Origin of the sequence: Rhizobium sp. L51/94 (assembly GCF_019355555.1) — a bacterium.
Taxonomy (GTDB): domain Bacteria; phylum Pseudomonadota; class Alphaproteobacteria; order Rhizobiales; family Rhizobiaceae; genus Rhizobium; species Rhizobium rhododendri.
Genome location: NZ_CP072142.1, coordinates 444,178 through 458,934, shown reverse-complemented (window position 1 = coordinate 458,934; position 14,757 = coordinate 444,178). Strand labels below are relative to the sequence as shown.

Genomic DNA, 14,757 nt, shown 5'->3' with positions numbered 1-14,757 from the left:
TGACGTTCCCCATCAGCGAAAGATCCGATGCAGACCAATTTCACCGCCGAACAGCTGACAAATCCGAGCGTTGCTTTTTCGGAGCAAATCCTGCGAAAATGCGTCCATTGCGGCTTCTGCACCGCCACCTGTCCGACCTATGTGACGCTCGGCAACGAGCTCGATAGCCCGCGCGGCAGGATCTACCTGATCAAGGACATGCTGGAAAACGGCCGGGCTGCCGACGCCGAAGTGGTGACCCACATCGACCGCTGCCTGTCGTGCCTCGCCTGCGTCACCACCTGTCCGTCCGGTGTCGACTATACCCACCTTATCGACCACGCCCGTGCCCATATCGAGGAAACTTACAAGCGGCCGCTGATGGACCGGATGATCCGCAACCTGCTGGCATCCGTCCTGCCTTACCCCCGCCGCTTCAGGCTGGCGCTCGGTCTCGCCAGGCTGGGGCGACCGTTTGCCTCGCTGCTTCGGCGCGTGCCGGCGCTGCTGCCTTTTGCAGCGATGCTCGACCTCGCACCCCGCGCCATCCCGCCGTCCTCGTCATTCGCAAAACCCGGCACCCATGTCCCAAAGGCTGAAAAGCGCGGTCGCGTGGCGATCCTGACGGGATGTGCGCAACCGGTGCTCGATCCGGCGATCAACGCGGCGACGATCCGGCTGCTGACGCGGCTCGGCGTCGAGGTCGTGGTACCAGCCGGCGAGGTATGCTGCGGCTCGCTTGTCCACCATATGGGCCGCGAGCATCAGGCGCTGGTGCAGGCGCGCGCCAATGTCGACGTCTGGGTCGGCGAAATCGACCGGGGTGGCCTCGATGCCATCATCATCACCGCCTCCGGCTGCGGCACGACGATCAAGGACTACGGCCATATGCTGCGGCTCGACCCGGCCTACGCAGAAAAGGCGGCCCGGGTCTCGGCGCTGACCAAGGACATCACCGAATATCTGTCAGGGCTGGATCTCCCGCGACAGCAGCCAAAGGGCATCGCCGTCGCCTATCATTCCGCCTGCTCGATGCAGCATGGCCAGAAGATCACCACCGCGCCGAAGCTGCTGCTGAAAGCTGCTGGCTTTACCGTGAAGGATCCCGCCGAAGGTCATCTCTGCTGCGGCTCGGCCGGCACCTACAACATCATGCAGCCCGTCATTTCCGGCCAGCTCAAGGCCCGCAAGGTGCGCAATCTCGAAGCCACCCGCGCCGATATCATCGCCACCGGAAACATCGGCTGCATCACCCAGATCGCCACCGGCACCGCAACCCCGATCCTGCACACGATAGAACTGCTGGACTGGGCCTATGGCGGCGATGTCCCGCAAAAGCTGCGAGGGTTGGCTGGACTGGTAGATCAGGTTCAAGGGCCGCTTTCGTCATAGGTTTAGGGCGCAATCGCGTGAAAGGTCACACGCGAGGACCGACAGCAGGGCCATTTTGGATCACATGGTAGATATTGGGCGCTTCTACGCGCGTCACTCGACCGTCTTAATCTCGGGATAATTCATCGGTTTGCCGTCGGTTGGCTAAAATGAGTAACGGCATGATCGAGATCCAAGGTCACTTTAGGAAGATTTCCGGACGCTTCTTCCGTTCTGTTTTGTTGGATCGTGTTGACCACGTGCTGGAACCTCCCATTGGGACGCATGCAGGTCGTTATCACCGGCACGGAGAGCCAACACTTTATACGAGCGCGACCTTCGAATGGGCCGTTATGGCGATAGCCGGATACATGCGTCAGGACAGTCGGCCACGCGTCGTTGTCCCGCTTCACGTCGGCGAAGCTCTTGTGCTCGATCAACATGACGAGAATGCTTGCAGTCAGCTTGGTATCGATCGAGAATTGTCAAATGAGTCCTGGCAAACTGCGTTGTCGGAGGGTCGGGAGCCACCCTCCTGGCACAACGCAGACATAGCCCGGCGCGCCGGAGCTGATGGAATTATCGACAGATCGCGCCTTATCCCGGGCGGGTGGCACCTGAACCTGTTCCGCTGGAATCAACTCGGCGGCCCCACTGTTGACGTCTGTGGTCCGCCGGTGCCTATTGAGCTCACTGCCGATGGACCCGTTTGGGGTCTTTGATCACAAGCGGATGCCCCGTTGATGTCCTCGACCCGCCGCTAGGGCCTGGGAGCGATCATTCGCCTGTCGGCAAAGATAAACTCAGTTTGCGCAAGGTTCTACGCCGGCTTTCCCGTCCTTGCCATTTCGTCCGGAGACACCGCACCTGATACCGATGTGCGCCGACTGATCCCGGGACGCAGCGGCGGACGTGCTCGCGGCACCTTGCTTTGGCGGTCGTGGAATTACTTTGACCTCGTTAGCAGCGGCGATACCCCAACTTACGAGAAATAATGCCGAGACAGCTACGAACGTCATCCGGCGCGAATTGGAAGCAAACATGTCGCAAACTCCTCGCCATCGGTCGTGCACCGCGTGACGGCGGTCTGCGTTAGCAGGTCTTTCAGCTGCTAACGCCAGCAAATCCTCAGACCGGATCTGCGCCGATGGCGGCGAGCGCGGCGCGGGCGACTTCGAAATCCTGGTCGCCGCTGCCGGAACCGATGCCGATGGCGCCTGCAAGCTTGCCGGCGAAACGGATCGGCAGGCCGCCCGGCAGGTGGGTGACGCCGCCCTGGGAGGCGATGCCGGCGGCGGCCCCGAATTCAAAGGCCATGCCGCCCGTCGGCGCGTTGATCGACGCCGCGGTGCGGGCCTTGGCGCGGGCGGTGTGCATGCTGAGATATTTGGCGCCGTCCATGCGCAGGCTGGCGATCGTCTCGCCGCTGGCATCGACGATGTGGATGCACTGGGGCACGCCCATCGCGACGGCCTTGTCGACTGCGGCCGATACGGCCTGCAACGCGCCGGCATGGCTGAGGGTCAGGGTTTCGCGTGTGAATGTCATGTCTCTTACCTCGATTTCGAAGGAATGACCGATCGCATGGCGAGCGGTCCTTGTCAGTTCAACTTGGCGAGAGCCTTCCCGGCCTTGTCGAAGAGATGGCAGTTGTGCGGCTCTATGCCGAGCTTGATCGGGGCATGGAGGGCGGTTTTGTCAGCGCCATCCGTCTGTACCACAAGTGATATGTCAGGCGAGATGTCGACGTGAAAGACCGTCAATCCGCCAAGCCGTTCGGCAAGGATAGCCTTGCCGTCGAACTGACCGGTCTCGCCGATACGGATATGCTCCGGCCGGATCCCGAGCGTGATTTCATCGCCAACCTTGATCTCGCCAGGGGCGACAGCGACGGGTATCTCAACACCGTCCAAAGCAACCACCGTCACGCCAACCGGACCAATGGCATCGACGCGGACCGGCAGCAGGTTCATCTTCGGCGAGCCGATGAAGCCGGCAACAAAGATATTGGCCGGGTGATTGTAGAGATCGAGCGGCGATCCCACCTGCTCGATGCGGCCGGCATTCAGCACGACGATCTTGTCGGCCATGGTCATCGCCTCTATCTGGTCATGGGTGACATAGATCATCGTCGCTTCCAGCGTCTGGTGCAGACGCATCAGTTCGAGACGCATGTTGACGCGCAAGGCGGCGTCGAGATTGGACAGCGGCTCGTCGAACAGGAAGATCTTCGGGTTGCGGACGATGGCCCGGCCGATGGCAACGCGCTGGCGCTGCCCGCCGGACAGATCTTTGGGTCGCCGGTCGAGCAGGTGCGAGAGCTCCAGGACCTTGGCTGCCGCGTTGACCTTGGCGTCGCGCTCACTGACCGGGATGCCGGCGATCCGGAGTGCAAAGCCCATGTTTTCCGCCACCGTCATGTGCGGGTATAGCGCATAGGACTGGAACACCATGGCCAGCCCACGCTCGGAGGGATCGATATCGTTCGCCCGGACACCATCGATGACAAGATCGCCGCCGGTGATATTCTCGAGACCGGCGATCATCCGCAGCAGGGTGGACTTGCCACAGCCCGATGGCCCAACGAACACCACGAATTCGCGGTCGACGACGTCGAGGTCGATGCCCTTGATGACTTCGACCGCACCATAGGCCTTGCGAGCGTCGCGCAGTTTAAGATTGGCCATGACGAGCCTCCGTTGTGCTGGCGGGACTGTCCCCGCCTGAATTGTTCGGTTGGGCCGCAAACGTGGCGGTATCCCTGTCCTCGCTGTGCAGGACCAGGCTCGCCGCCCCGATCAGCCCGGCGTGACGACCGAGTTGGGCCGCGACAATCGGAACGTCGCGGTAGGCGGACATGGCACGCTCGGCGACCGTGGCCTTGATCTGTGCATGCAGCATATCGAAGCCGTGGGAGATGCCACCGCCGACGACAATGATGTCCGGCGAATAGAGGTGCAGCAGATTGGTGAGACCGATGCCAAGCCAGCGAGCTTCGACCGCCAGCATCTCCAGCGCCTGCCGATCACCCCGGCGTGCCGCATCGACGACATGCCGGCCGGTGACATCGCCATCGGCCGACAGCGCCCGCATCATGGATCCGTCGAAAGGCCGCGTGCCGGTGGTCGCCCTTCGGCCGAGCGCGGTGCCCGAGGCCAAGGCTTCGAAGCAGCCGATCGCGCCGCAAAAGCAGCGCGCTCCCTCGTTGGTGATCGTCATATGGCCGATTTCAGCCGCAAGCCCCCGTCGCCCGTGCAGGATACGGCCATCGGCGATGACGCCGCCACCGATACCGGTCGAAACGGTGGCAAAGACCATGGAGGCCGCGCCTCTGCCGGCGCCGTATCGCCACTCGCCCAGAGCGGCGGCGTTGGCGTCGTTCTCGAGCCAGACCGGCAGCTTGAAGTGCTCCAGCAGGATGTCTGCGAGCGGCACGTCATGCCAGCCGGTGAGGGTCGGCGGCGCGATGACGATGCCGGAAACGGGATCGAGCGGCCCGGGAGCACCGACACCGACGCCGATCGGTTCGATGTTTGGCGTTTGCCCCCTGATCTCGGCGGCTAGCGCCTGCATCTGTCCGATGACGGCACGCGGCCCGTCCGCTGCCAGCGTTGGCACCGACAGGAATGACAGCAGGTCGCCCGCGCGGTTCACCATCGCGGCCCGCAGCTCCGTTCCACCGAGGTCGAATGCGAGGGCGGCGTCTGTCACTGGGCGTGGCTTTCCAGGGCATGCAGCCATTTCATCCGGGCGGCCAGATCCTTGTCGCCAAAGGCCAGCGACCCCAGGACGACTGTCTCGGCGCCAGCAGCGCGCAGAAGCGGCACGGTCTGTTCGCGAATGCCACCATCTGCGGCAAGGACGATTTCGGCTTCACGACCGGCAGCGCGGATGAGCGCGCGCGCCTCGATCAGCCGATCACATGCCTTTTCCGACAGGCTCTGACCTTTCACGCCGATGGACGTTCCGAGCAACGTCACGAAGGCAACATGCGGCAGGAACGGCTTGACCGCTTCCACCGGCGTCTCCAGCCGCAGGACAACACCGCCGGCTGCGCCCATTTCCTTGGCGATCGCCAATGCCCGAAGACCGGCCTCGCCGTTTTCCGCATGGACGCTGATGAGGTCGGCACCGGCCTCGATGAACTGACGGGTCTGCTCCTCGACGATCTCGGCTTCGACCATCAAGTGAACGTGGATGGGCTTTGCGGTGGACTTGGCAATGCGGGCCACGAGATCGGGGAAGAACAGGAAGCCCGGGGTAAAGCGCGCATCCGCAACGTCGATATGATGCAGGTCGACGTGATCCTCGATCCGTTTGAGATCGGTTTCCATGTTTATAAGATCGGCCGACCAGAGTGAGAATTCGCCGAGCAGGCGGTCGCGGGGGAGGGCGGCGATGGCGGCGGGGCCAGAGAGGGTCTTCGTGATCATGATGCGAAACGGCTCCGGAGGGTTTCAGAGGAGAGGAATTGCGAGATGGCGCTTTGGGTCTCTGCGAAATGACGGGCCTTGTCGGCAGCCTTGGCGGCGACCTCGACGAAGGCGGCGCCTGGAATTGTGGCCGCAAGCGTTTCGGCTGATGACAGCGGATGGATAGCGTCCTGCCGGTTGCCGATGACAAGCGTCGGAACGTCAAGCGCAGCGGCCGAGGTCTTGGTCACGTCCGGTCCGTCGCTTGCGATATCGACGAGTACCTTTGCGAAGGCGGCAGCGTCAGGTCGATCGAAATAGCCGAGCAGGGATGCGAAATTGTCCGGCGCGTCCCGTTGAAGGTCGGACCCCGTCTCTGAGGCGACAAATAGGTCGCGTGCTTGCTCGAGCGGATGAGTAAGGATGAGTTTGCCGACAGTGCGGATCGGCGCCATGTTTTCGGGCGCGGCATCGAAGGTCCAGGCTGGCCGCACCAACACCAGAGCTGCGATGCGGTCCTTGTGGAAATGGGCCAGATGGAGCGCGATGGCGGCGCCCATGGAAATACCGCCGACGGCGAGGCGCTCGATGCCGCACCGATCGGCAGCCGCGAGAACGTCGTCGGCAAACATGGCGATTGAAAACGGCCGCCGGCTGCCGAGCGACGAGCTGCCATGGCCGCGACATTCCACAGTCAGGCGCCTGAAGCCGCGGCCGTCGGGAAAGGCCTGCGCCACCTGCGCGTCACTGCCTCCCAGCCCGTGCTGGAAGAGCACCGGCGGACCGTTGCCGAAGTCGAAGACGGCAAGCTCGGCATCGTCGCGGGTGAGATAGACTGGCTCGCTCATCCGACCATTCCCTTCAGGAAGGCTGCAACGCCGGAGGCCTCATCGGCCGCGAGCCCATGGGTAACGAGGGCCCCGTCGAAGCCGGAGGCTTTAAGGCGGGCGAGGAAATCGCCGAAATCCACGACGCCCTTGCCGGCAGTGGCAAAGCTACCATCCGCATGGCGGTCCTTGGCGTGCGCCATGGCGACGTGTCCGGCAGCCGTATCGACCGCTCGCGCCACGATGGATCGCGCCTCGTCAGGCGTGGCCGCCTCGAACAGGTTGGCGGGATCGAGGACGATGTGCAGCTTGCGCGATCCCATCTCGGCGATCAGTCGCATGGCATCTTCTGCCGAGGTCACGATGTTCGCCTGCTCAGGCTCGATGCCGAGCATGACGCCATAGCCTTCGGCCAGTGCCAAGGCCTTGGCCATCTCCAGGGCCATGTCGGCCCAGGCGGAAGGATCGGCATTGTCCGGGTGGTGCGCCCACTGATCGACAGGGTTGCGGCTGCCTGTGCAGAGCGTGACCAGCGGAATGGCAAGCGCCGCAGCAGTTCTGATCACGACCTCCAGCTGCCTCAGCCCGGCCTGTCTGACGGCAGGGTCCGGATGGGCCATGTTATAGGTCCCGGACAGCGCCACCAGCGAGACGCCACTCGTCTCGGCAGCCGTCCGGATGGCGGTGATAGTGCTCTCCGGCACGGCGTCCGGCATCGATGGCAGGCCGCAGCAGGCAAGATTGAACTGCGTCGCTGAATAGCCGTTGCCGGCGACCGCCGACAGGACGGCAAGCGGATCTGTCCCCGGAAAGGTCTTGGCGAAGATACCGACCTGCATCAGACCGATCCCGTCACGGATGCGATTTTGACGCGTTCGCCGGTTTCAACCGAACGGGCAATGGCGACCATGGCACGGATCGAGGCAATGCCGTCATCGACATTGGCGCCGCGCATCGGAGCCCCGGTCAGAACCGTATCGGCGAGACCCTCCAGCTGGCGGCGGAAGAAATGCCCATCGGCGCCCAGAGGCCTGCGGGTGGTCGCGTCCTTCTCGTGGAAGATATCGACCTCGCTGGCGCGGAAATACCAGGGATTGAAGGTCTTGGCGAGAACGGACCCGTGCTCGCCATAGAGCTGGAAGCCCTCGTGCCAATCCATCCTGACGGCAACGGTCAGATCGAGATGGCCGAGCGCTCCGTTGGCAAATTCGGTTTCGACGAACCAGCAATAGGCACCGGCTCGCTCCAGCAGGCGTGCCCGGACCGCGACCAGTTCGCCGCAGAAAAAGCGCGCCGTATCGACCAGATGAGAGCCGTGCGCCAGCATGAAATACTGCCGAAGATCGGCCTTCGGATTACCGCCCGGCTTGCGTGCCAGCTTGCTGGTTACCGGCAGCGGCTGGACGGCGTCGGTGTTGGTGTAGCGGTGCGTGGAATCGCAGTACCAGGCCTTGAGCGCGAAGATCTGGCCGATATCGTCGCGCACGAAGTCGCGCGCCGCTTCCAGAGCCGGATCGAAGCGCTTCATGTGGCCGACCTGCAGGATCTTGCCCGAGCGCTTCACCGCATCGGCCAGCTGCTGGCCTTCCTCGACGGAAACGCCGATCGGTTTTTCGCAGAGAACATGCTTGCCTGCGTCGAGAGCCTTGATCGACATCGGCACATGGTAGGCATCGGAGGTGGCGACGATCACGGCTTCGAGCTCGGGATCGGCCAGCATGGCGTCGTAGTCGCCGTACATCTTCTGCGGCTCGTAGGTCGCACCCATGCGCGCCAGGAGATCCGGTGCTGCATCGCAGATTGCGTAGAGATCGGCGTTACGCGCTTTCACACAAGATTCGAGATGGGCAAATTGGGCAATCGGCCCACAGCCGAGAACGCCCACCCGCAATCGACGCTGTTCTTTCTCGATCATTGCACTTCTTCCTTATGCACCATAGCCGCGCATTGTCTGGCGGTTGAGTTTCACGGCAGCAGCGGGATCGCGCCCCGCCGTCTCGGATTCTTCCTCGAGCACCAGCCAGCCGTTGAAGTTCGGCGCCTTGCCGACGATGTCGAGCACGGCCGGCGTGTCGAGCACGCCCTCGCCAAGCATCGCCCACTGGTCGTTGGCATCGACATCCTTGAGGTGAAGGTAGCGGATGCGGGCCTGGTAGGTTTTGAGAGTGTCGAGGATGTCGTCGTGACCGCGCAGGATGTGCCCGGTATCCGGGATCCAGCCGACCAGCGCGGGATCCAGCAGCCCAAAGATCGTGTCGTAATCGGCCCGGTCGAACAGCAGAGTGTTATGATGCGAACTCGGATGCACCGCCACCGTGACGCCCGATGCCTGGCCGAGGGCCGCAGCACGATTGTAGAACTCGGCGGCGACTTTGAATTTCTCCCCGCGTGGGCCGTCCGATACGACCGTGGCAGAGCCGATCGACACCAGTGCGCCCTCGAAATGGGAAGCGAAATCGACCCAGCGCTGCGCGACGACCAGATCGGCGTCAATGTGGTCGGCAACCGTGAACCCCGTCTGCGAGCCGAAGGCGAAGGACACCAGGTGCAGTCCGTGGTTGGCCAGCGCCTTCTTGAAATCGGCAGGCTTGTCAGCATAGCGGCCGATCATCGTATCGGTGATTTCGATGCCCTCGTAACCGCCGGCGGCGATTGCTGCCAACAGGTCATCGGCGGTCCCGCTCCAGCCGGCGCCCAGCATCTCCCATGTAAACGTCTGGCAGCCGACCTTGAAATCCGTGGTCATTGTCTATTCCTTGATTCCGCCTTGCGTCAGGCCTTCGATGATGTGTCGCTGGAAGACCAGCACGAGTATGATGAGCGGCACGGTGACGACAGCCGACGCAGCCGCGATATCTCCCCAGGGCACGTAGTACTGGTTCGTGAAGTTGGCGATGCCGACGGGAATGGTCTGGCTGTCGGGATCGGAGGTGAAGGCCAGCGCGAACAGGAACTCGTTCCAGGCGGTAATGAAGGCCAGCAGCCCTGTCGTCACAAGGCTCGGCAGCGACATCGGCAGGATGATGTGCCAGAGGAGGCCGACGACACCGACGCCATCCATCCGCGCCGCCTCGTCGATTTCGCGCGGCAGGGTTTCGAAATAGCCAAACAGCACCCAGGTCACCAACGGCAGACCCAGCGCAAGATAGGTGATGATCAGAGCGGTATGGGTGTCGAGGAGACCGAGATCCGAGGCCAGCAGATAAAGCGGGCCGACAAGCGCGATCTGCGGGAACATCGACACCGACAGGATCACCATCAGGATCCCGAACCGGCCCTTCACATCGAGCCGCGACAGCGCAAAGGCCGACAGGGAACCGACGATCAGGCAGAGCGCCGTGGTCGACAGCGAGACGATCAGCGAGTTCAGCACATAGTGATGCAGGCCCTTCTCGACGAACGCATTGTAGTAATGCTCCAGCGTGAAGGGATGCGGAATGAGAGACGGCGTGCCTTCGGTCAGCGCCTTGTCGAGCTGCAGCGAGGTCGAGAACTGCCAGAGGAACGGCCCGGCCGACCATATCAGGATAAACAGCGCACCGGCATAGATCACAGTACTCTGGAGAACGGAGCGGCCCTGGGTCATGTCGTCTTCCTTATCTGCCGGACGAGGAAGAGGCAGAACACCACCGCGATCACGCCTTCAGTCAGGAACATCGCCGTGGAGACTGCCGAACCGTAGCCGAACTGCAGGGTCGAAAAGAGGATCTTGTAGGACAGCGTCGACAGCGTTTCGGTGGAATCGGCGGGGCCGCCGCCGGTCAGCACGTAGACAAGGTCGAAGATGCGGAACGCGTCCAGCGCACGGAACAGTCCGGCGATCAGCAGCGTTGGCAGCAGCAGCGGCAGGCGGATGTTCCAGAAGATCACCCAGGCCTTGGCGCCGTCCATCCGCGCCGCCTCGATCAGAGACTTCGGAACGGTCTGCAATCCGGTCAGAAGCAGCAGCGCCATGAACGGCGTGGTCTTCCAGACGTCGGCAAGGATGATGGTGAGGAGGGCGGTGTTCGGCGATCCGTACCAGTTGACGTTCTGGTCGATCAGCCCGAGATGCAGGAGAATGAAATTGATGATGCCGTGCTGGCCATCGAACAGCCATCCGAACATCTTGGAAGTGACCACGGTCGGCATTGCCCAAGGCACGAGCATGGCCGCCCGGATAATCCCGCGTCCCCCGAAGGTTTCACAGAGAATGAGGGCCATGCCGAGACCGATCAGCGTTTCCAGCACAGTGGATGCGACGGTAAACCACATCGTATGGCGCCAGGCATTCCAGAACGCCGGATCGTTGAACAGTTGCACGTAGTTGGCAAAGCCGACGAAATCATTGTCCTGGGTGATCAGCGAGCGGTTTGTCAGCGACAGATAGAGGCCGTTGACGATCGGATAGAAGGACACAGATGCAAGCGACAGGAAAGCCGGCAACAGCAGGAGCCATGGCCAGAGGGCGCGTGGCAGCGCCCTCCTTGCTTTGCGTGACTGCCCCGTTGCCGGGACTGTGGCTGAAACCGCCATGTCAGGCGACGATCTTGTTGATTTGCGCAGCGGCAGCTGCGAGCTCGGTCTTCACGTCGCCGCTGACCAGGGCTTTGGAGATACTCGACTGCAGCGCCAGCGTGACCTTGGCATATTGTGGCGTGATCGGCCGTGGTGTGGCGCCGGTGAAGACGCTTTGCAGGCTCGCCATGAAGGGCTGCTCGGCCTTGAGCTTGGCATCCTCGAAGATCGCCGGACGCGAAGGCGCCAGACCGAAATTCAGTGCCAGCCGGGTCTGGGTTGCCGGCGACGACATCCAGGTCAAGAACTCGATCGCGGCTTCGCGCTTCTTGGAGTTGGCGTTGACACCCAGCTGGTAGCCGCCGAGGCAGGCCGCGCTCTTGCCGCCGGCAAAATGCGGCAAGGGCGCAACCGCCACCTTGTCGACAACCTGCGAGGCCTTAGGATCCTGGGCAATCGGATAGACGTAGGACCAGTTGCGCATGAACATCGCTTCGCCGGACGTGAATGGCTGGCGCGAAGGCTCTTCGTCCCAGGAAAGAACGTTTTGCGGGCTGATCTTGGTCTTGTTGATCGTGTCGTGGAGGAACTGGATGGCCTCGACCGCGGCCTTGTCTCCGACCACGGAGGATTTCCCGTCCGGCGCCAGTATGGAGCCCCCGTTCGAGGTGATGATCTCGACTGCATCGCAGATCAGCACTTCGGCCTGCTTGCCCTGCCAGAGGTAGCCGAACTTGGCATCGCCGGCCTTCTGGGCGGCCGCCGCCATCGTTGCCATCTCGTCCCAGGTTTCAGGGACCTTGCCGCCGTGCTTTTCGACGAGGTCCTTGCGATAATAGAACATGCCGGAATCGACGAACCAAGGCAGCGCCGTCAGCTTCTCATTATAAGTGCAGGCAGCCACCGTGCCGGGGAAATAGTCGGTGCGCTTTTCCTTGGGGAAATACTCGTCGAGGGGCAGCGCCCAGCCTGCGGCGGCAAAACCTGCAATCCAGACGACGTCCTGCGTGAAGACGTCGGGCGTCCCGTTGCGGCGGGCCAGCTGCTGGATCAGCCCTTGATAGACTTCGGTCGACGAACTCGGTGGTGGCAGTTCGATGAACTTCACCATGATGCGGTCCTGCGACTCGTTGAACGCCTTGACGAGATCGCCGAGGCCTTCCTTGCCGAAGAAGCTGGCGCTGGCAAAGCTGATCTCTGTCCGGTCGGCGGCTCGGGCCGAGCGCACGCCCAGGCTCGAGGTGACGCCAAGGGCAGCGGCACCGACCGCAGCCCCGGCCGCCCCGATAAGAAGCCGGCGGCGATCAATCATGTGCGAATTTAAAGTCGAATTCGAGCGCGAAGGCTCGTCCTTAACATCAGACATGTTTTCCCTCCCAGGAAGACTGGCAACCTCCAAAACTCCGCGCCAGCATTTCCGCATGATTTATAAAAATTTGTCGCGCGTCAAGAAATAAAATGGTTTAATCCGGCAATCAGTCGCTGGTGAGGAGGCCGTATCGAGGTGCGGCAACCAGCGAAAGCAATGGGAGGAGTGGGCTTTATGACCAGAAAGAACAACGCAAAAATCGGCCTCGGCGTAATTGGTTGCGGCAATATTTCGATGACCTATTTGCGCAACGCAGCCCTGTTTGCCGGTGTCGAGTTGAGAGCCTGCGCCGATATCTCGCCCGATATGGCAGCCTTGCGGGCCGGCCAATACAATATCCGCGCGCTCACCGTCGACCAGCTGCTGGCCGACCCGGAAATCGATCTTGTCCTCAATCTCACGATCCCGGCAGTGCATTTCGATGTGACGATGTCAGCGCTTTCGGCCGGCAAACACGTCTTCACCGAAAAGCCGCTGGCCACATCGGCGGTGGACGGACGCACTCTGGTGGCAGAGGCACGGCAGCGTGGACTTCTGCTCGGATCTGCACCCGACACTTTTCTCGGTGCGGCCGGCCGGCGGGCGCGGCGCCTGATGGAGGAAGGAGCCATAGGCCGTCCCGTCAGCGGCACCGCCTTCATGATGGGCCGCGGCATGGAGCACTGGCATCCCAATCCGCAATTCTACTACCAGCCGGGCGGCGGCCCCGTTTTCGACATGGGACCCTATTACCTGACGATGATGGTCAACCTGCTGGGCCCTGTGGTCCGCGTCATGGCGATGGCCACCAAGGGGCAGGAGGAGCGACTGATCACCGCTGAAGGCCCGTTCCAGAACACCACCTTCACCGTTGGCACGCCGACCAATGTCCTCTCGCTTCTGGAATTCAAATCCGGCGCGACGGTGAATTTCGGCGCCTCCTGGGATGTCTTCCGCCACTCCAATCATCCGATCGAGTTGCACGGCACGGAAGGTTCGCTGCGTCTGCCGGATCCCGACACATTCGGCGGCACTGTGTCCCTGTCCGAGCACGGCGCCGAGTGGCGGGACTTCGATAGCGACGGCGAACTCTATGGCGCCAGAAACTGGCCATATGCCGCACCGGACAGGGCAAATTACCGGATGCTTGGCGTCGCCGACCTCGTCCGGGCGCTCGAGGAAGGCAGGGCGCCGCGCGCCTCCGGCGATCTTGCGTTGCATGTTCTCGACATCATGGAAGCCATCCTTGCATCCGGAGAGAGCCAGCAATCGATCACAATCGACGGGACTTTCCAGCAGCCACCATTGCTCGGCGAGGATGAAGCGCGCAGCTTGCTCGCATGACAGGAGAGGGGAGGATGACTGGCAGAATCGATGCCGGAGCCCAGCGGGTGCTCGATCTCGGCAGGGCCGCAAGATCGAGGCCTTTCGAGGACGGCACGCCGGAACAGGCCCGTAAAGATTACAACGCGGGAGCGCCCGCATTAAAAGGCGATCTGCAGCCTGTCGCCTCTATTGAAAACCGCACGATCACGGGACCGAATGGCCCTATCGACATCCGGATCTATCGCGGCCTCGGTGCACCGGAGAGCGGCGGGCGCGGGCTGCTGTATCTTCACGGCGGCGGATGGGTGATCGGCAACCTCGAGTCCCATGATGACATCTGCAGGTGGTTTGCCGACAGCGCGGCCTGCACGGTCGTCTGCCCCAACTATCGCCTGGCGCCTGAACACAAATTCCCCGCCGGGCTTGAAGATTGCCTCGCGGCGCTGGCATTTATGACCGGAGAGGCTAATACGCTCGGCATCGACCGAGAAAAAATCGCCGTGGCCGGAGACAGCGCAGGCGGCAACCTCGCTGCGGTGGTGGCACTGATGTCCCGGGTATCCGATCAGCCGCCATTGACAGCGCAACTGCTGCTCTATCCGAATACCGACGCTGCCCAGACCGCAGACAGCTACCGGCGCTATGCAAAGGGCTTCGGCTTGTCGGCCTCGACCATGCACTGGTTTCGCGATCATTATATTCGCACGCCGGACGATATCGACGATTGGCGCGTCTCGCCGCTTAAGGCAGAGAGCCTCTCAGGTGCCGCCCCGGCATTTATAGCCATCGCCGGCCACGACATCCTCGCTGACGAAGGTGTCGCCTATGCCGATCGCCTCAAGGAAGACGCCGTTCCCGTGGTCCTGCGCCATTGGCCGACGCAGATCCACGGCTTCGCTTCCATGGGCAAGTACATCCCGGAAGCACGCGCGGCCATCGATGAGGCGGTGATTGCGTGGAACAGCTTCGAGACATCAACTCCATAGTAAGTGGACGG

General features: G+C 62.5%; 15 protein-coding genes. 4 read left to right on the top strand and 11 right to left on the bottom strand.

Annotation, left to right across the window (positions count from 1 at the left end; all coding sequences use genetic code 11):
• The first annotated feature begins 27 nt into the window (after nt 1-27).
• Together glcF and J5274_RS20135 are read left to right on the top strand one after the other, a co-directional pair.
• Nucleotides 28-1,371 (top strand): glycolate oxidase subunit GlcF, encoded by a 1,344-nt coding sequence (gene glcF / locus J5274_RS20140; protein ID WP_219275554.1) that lies wholly within the window; start codon nt 28-30, stop codon nt 1,369-1,371.
• Nucleotides 1,372-1,532: 161 nt separating this feature from the next.
• Entirely contained in the window at nt 1,533-2,072 is a 540-nt protein-coding gene (locus J5274_RS20135) for an RES family NAD+ phosphorylase (RefSeq protein ID WP_142832234.1), read from the top strand.
• Nucleotides 2,073-2,478: 406 nt separating this feature from the next.
• On the opposite strand, the gene J5274_RS20130 is transcribed toward J5274_RS20135, so the two are convergent.
• From J5274_RS20130 to J5274_RS20080, 11 genes are read right to left on the bottom strand one after another with little or no spacing between them, the layout of a single operon-like run.
• Nucleotides 2,479-2,898 (bottom strand): heme-binding protein, encoded by a 420-nt coding sequence (locus J5274_RS20130; RefSeq protein WP_142832233.1) that lies wholly within the window; start codon nt 2,896-2,898, stop codon nt 2,479-2,481.
• A 53-nt stretch (nt 2,899-2,951) separates the two neighbouring features.
• Complete coding sequence (locus J5274_RS20125) at nt 2,952-4,037, bottom strand: ABC transporter ATP-binding protein (protein WP_209186308.1); 1,086 nt, start codon at nt 4,035-4,037, stop codon at nt 2,952-2,954.
• Nucleotides 4,024-5,061: an ROK family protein gene (locus tag J5274_RS20120; RefSeq protein ID WP_219275552.1), complete on the bottom strand. Its 1,038-nt coding sequence runs from the start codon at nt 5,059-5,061 to the stop codon at nt 4,024-4,026. The genes J5274_RS20125 and J5274_RS20120 overlap by 14 nt, the downstream gene beginning before the upstream one ends.
• Nucleotides 5,058-5,783: a ribulose-phosphate 3-epimerase gene (locus tag J5274_RS20115; RefSeq protein ID WP_142832230.1), complete on the bottom strand. Its 726-nt coding sequence runs from the start codon at nt 5,781-5,783 to the stop codon at nt 5,058-5,060. Before J5274_RS20115 ends, J5274_RS20120 begins: the two co-directional genes overlap by 4 nt.
• On the bottom strand, nt 5,780-6,610 hold the full coding sequence (locus tag J5274_RS20110; RefSeq protein ID WP_219275551.1) for an alpha/beta fold hydrolase: 831 nt from the start codon (nt 6,608-6,610) through the stop codon (nt 5,780-5,782). The genes J5274_RS20115 and J5274_RS20110 overlap by 4 nt, the downstream gene beginning before the upstream one ends.
• A complete protein-coding gene (locus tag J5274_RS20105; RefSeq protein ID WP_142832228.1) occupies nt 6,607-7,428 on the bottom strand; it encodes a sugar phosphate isomerase/epimerase in 822 nt (273 codons plus the stop codon). Before J5274_RS20105 ends, J5274_RS20110 begins: the two co-directional genes overlap by 4 nt.
• The gene (locus tag J5274_RS20100) at nt 7,428-8,504 is read right to left on the bottom strand and encodes a Gfo/Idh/MocA family protein (protein WP_142832227.1); all 1,077 of its coding nucleotides are present in this window, start codon (nt 8,502-8,504) and stop codon (nt 7,428-7,430) included. Before J5274_RS20100 ends, J5274_RS20105 begins: the two co-directional genes overlap by 1 nt.
• Before the next feature lie 12 nt (nt 8,505-8,516).
• Entirely contained in the window at nt 8,517-9,335 is an 819-nt protein-coding gene (locus tag J5274_RS20095) for a sugar phosphate isomerase/epimerase (RefSeq protein WP_143123346.1), read from the bottom strand.
• Nucleotides 9,336-9,338: 3 nt separating this feature from the next.
• Nucleotides 9,339-10,175: a carbohydrate ABC transporter permease gene (locus J5274_RS20090; RefSeq protein WP_142832225.1), complete on the bottom strand. Its 837-nt coding sequence runs from the start codon at nt 10,173-10,175 to the stop codon at nt 9,339-9,341.
• The gene (locus J5274_RS20085; RefSeq protein WP_142832224.1) at nt 10,172-11,104 is read right to left on the bottom strand and encodes a carbohydrate ABC transporter permease; all 933 of its coding nucleotides are present in this window, start codon (nt 11,102-11,104) and stop codon (nt 10,172-10,174) included. The genes J5274_RS20090 and J5274_RS20085 overlap by 4 nt, the downstream gene beginning before the upstream one ends.
• A gap of 1 nt (nt 11,105) precedes the next feature.
• Nucleotides 11,106-12,452 carry an ABC transporter substrate-binding protein gene (locus J5274_RS20080; protein ID WP_142832223.1) on the bottom strand — a complete coding sequence of 449 codons (1,347 nt, stop codon included), beginning with the start codon at nt 12,450-12,452 and terminating at the stop codon, nt 11,106-11,108.
• A gap of 177 nt (nt 12,453-12,629) precedes the next feature.
• Between J5274_RS20080 and J5274_RS20075 the strand changes: the two genes are divergently transcribed.
• The gene (locus tag J5274_RS20075; RefSeq protein ID WP_219275550.1) at nt 12,630-13,778 is read left to right on the top strand and encodes a Gfo/Idh/MocA family protein; all 1,149 of its coding nucleotides are present in this window, start codon (nt 12,630-12,632) and stop codon (nt 13,776-13,778) included.
• 14 nt (nt 13,779-13,792) lie between these two features.
• Nucleotides 13,793-14,746 (top strand): alpha/beta hydrolase, encoded by a 954-nt coding sequence (locus J5274_RS20070; protein ID WP_142832221.1) that lies wholly within the window; start codon nt 13,793-13,795, stop codon nt 14,744-14,746.
• The last annotated feature ends 11 nt before the right edge of the window (nt 14,747-14,757 follow it).

Excerpts from the sequence above, each read along its gene's own strand:
- glcF (WP_219275554.1), top strand. The coding sequence starts at position 28 with ATGCAGACCAATTTCACCGCCGAACAGCTGACAAATCCGAGCGTTGCT.
- J5274_RS20135 (WP_142832234.1), top strand. The coding sequence starts at position 1,533 with ATGATCGAGATCCAAGGTCACTTTAGGAAGATTTCCGGACGCTTCTTC.
- J5274_RS20130 (WP_142832233.1), bottom strand. The coding sequence starts at position 2,898 with ATGACATTCACACGCGAAACCCTGACCCTCAGCCATGCCGGCGCGTTG.
- J5274_RS20125 (WP_209186308.1), bottom strand. The coding sequence starts at position 4,037 with ATGGCCAATCTTAAACTGCGCGACGCTCGCAAGGCCTATGGTGCGGTC.
- J5274_RS20115 (WP_142832230.1), bottom strand. The coding sequence starts at position 5,783 with ATGATCACGAAGACCCTCTCTGGCCCCGCCGCCATCGCCGCCCTCCCC.
- J5274_RS20110 (WP_219275551.1), bottom strand. The coding sequence starts at position 6,610 with ATGAGCGAGCCAGTCTATCTCACCCGCGACGATGCCGAGCTTGCCGTC.
- J5274_RS20105 (WP_142832228.1), bottom strand. The coding sequence starts at position 7,428 with ATGCAGGTCGGTATCTTCGCCAAGACCTTTCCGGGGACAGATCCGCTT.
- J5274_RS20100 (WP_142832227.1), bottom strand. The coding sequence starts at position 8,504 with ATGATCGAGAAAGAACAGCGTCGATTGCGGGTGGGCGTTCTCGGCTGT.
- J5274_RS20095 (WP_143123346.1), bottom strand. The coding sequence starts at position 9,335 with ATGACCACGGATTTCAAGGTCGGCTGCCAGACGTTTACATGGGAGATG.
- J5274_RS20090 (WP_142832225.1), bottom strand. The coding sequence starts at position 10,175 with ATGACCCAGGGCCGCTCCGTTCTCCAGAGTACTGTGATCTATGCCGGT.
- J5274_RS20085 (WP_142832224.1), bottom strand. The coding sequence starts at position 11,104 with ATGGCGGTTTCAGCCACAGTCCCGGCAACGGGGCAGTCACGCAAAGCA.
- J5274_RS20080 (WP_142832223.1), bottom strand. The coding sequence starts at position 12,452 with ATGTCTGATGTTAAGGACGAGCCTTCGCGCTCGAATTCGACTTTAAAT.
- J5274_RS20075 (WP_219275550.1), top strand. The coding sequence starts at position 12,630 with ATGACCAGAAAGAACAACGCAAAAATCGGCCTCGGCGTAATTGGTTGC.
- J5274_RS20070 (WP_142832221.1), top strand. The coding sequence starts at position 13,793 with ATGACTGGCAGAATCGATGCCGGAGCCCAGCGGGTGCTCGATCTCGGC.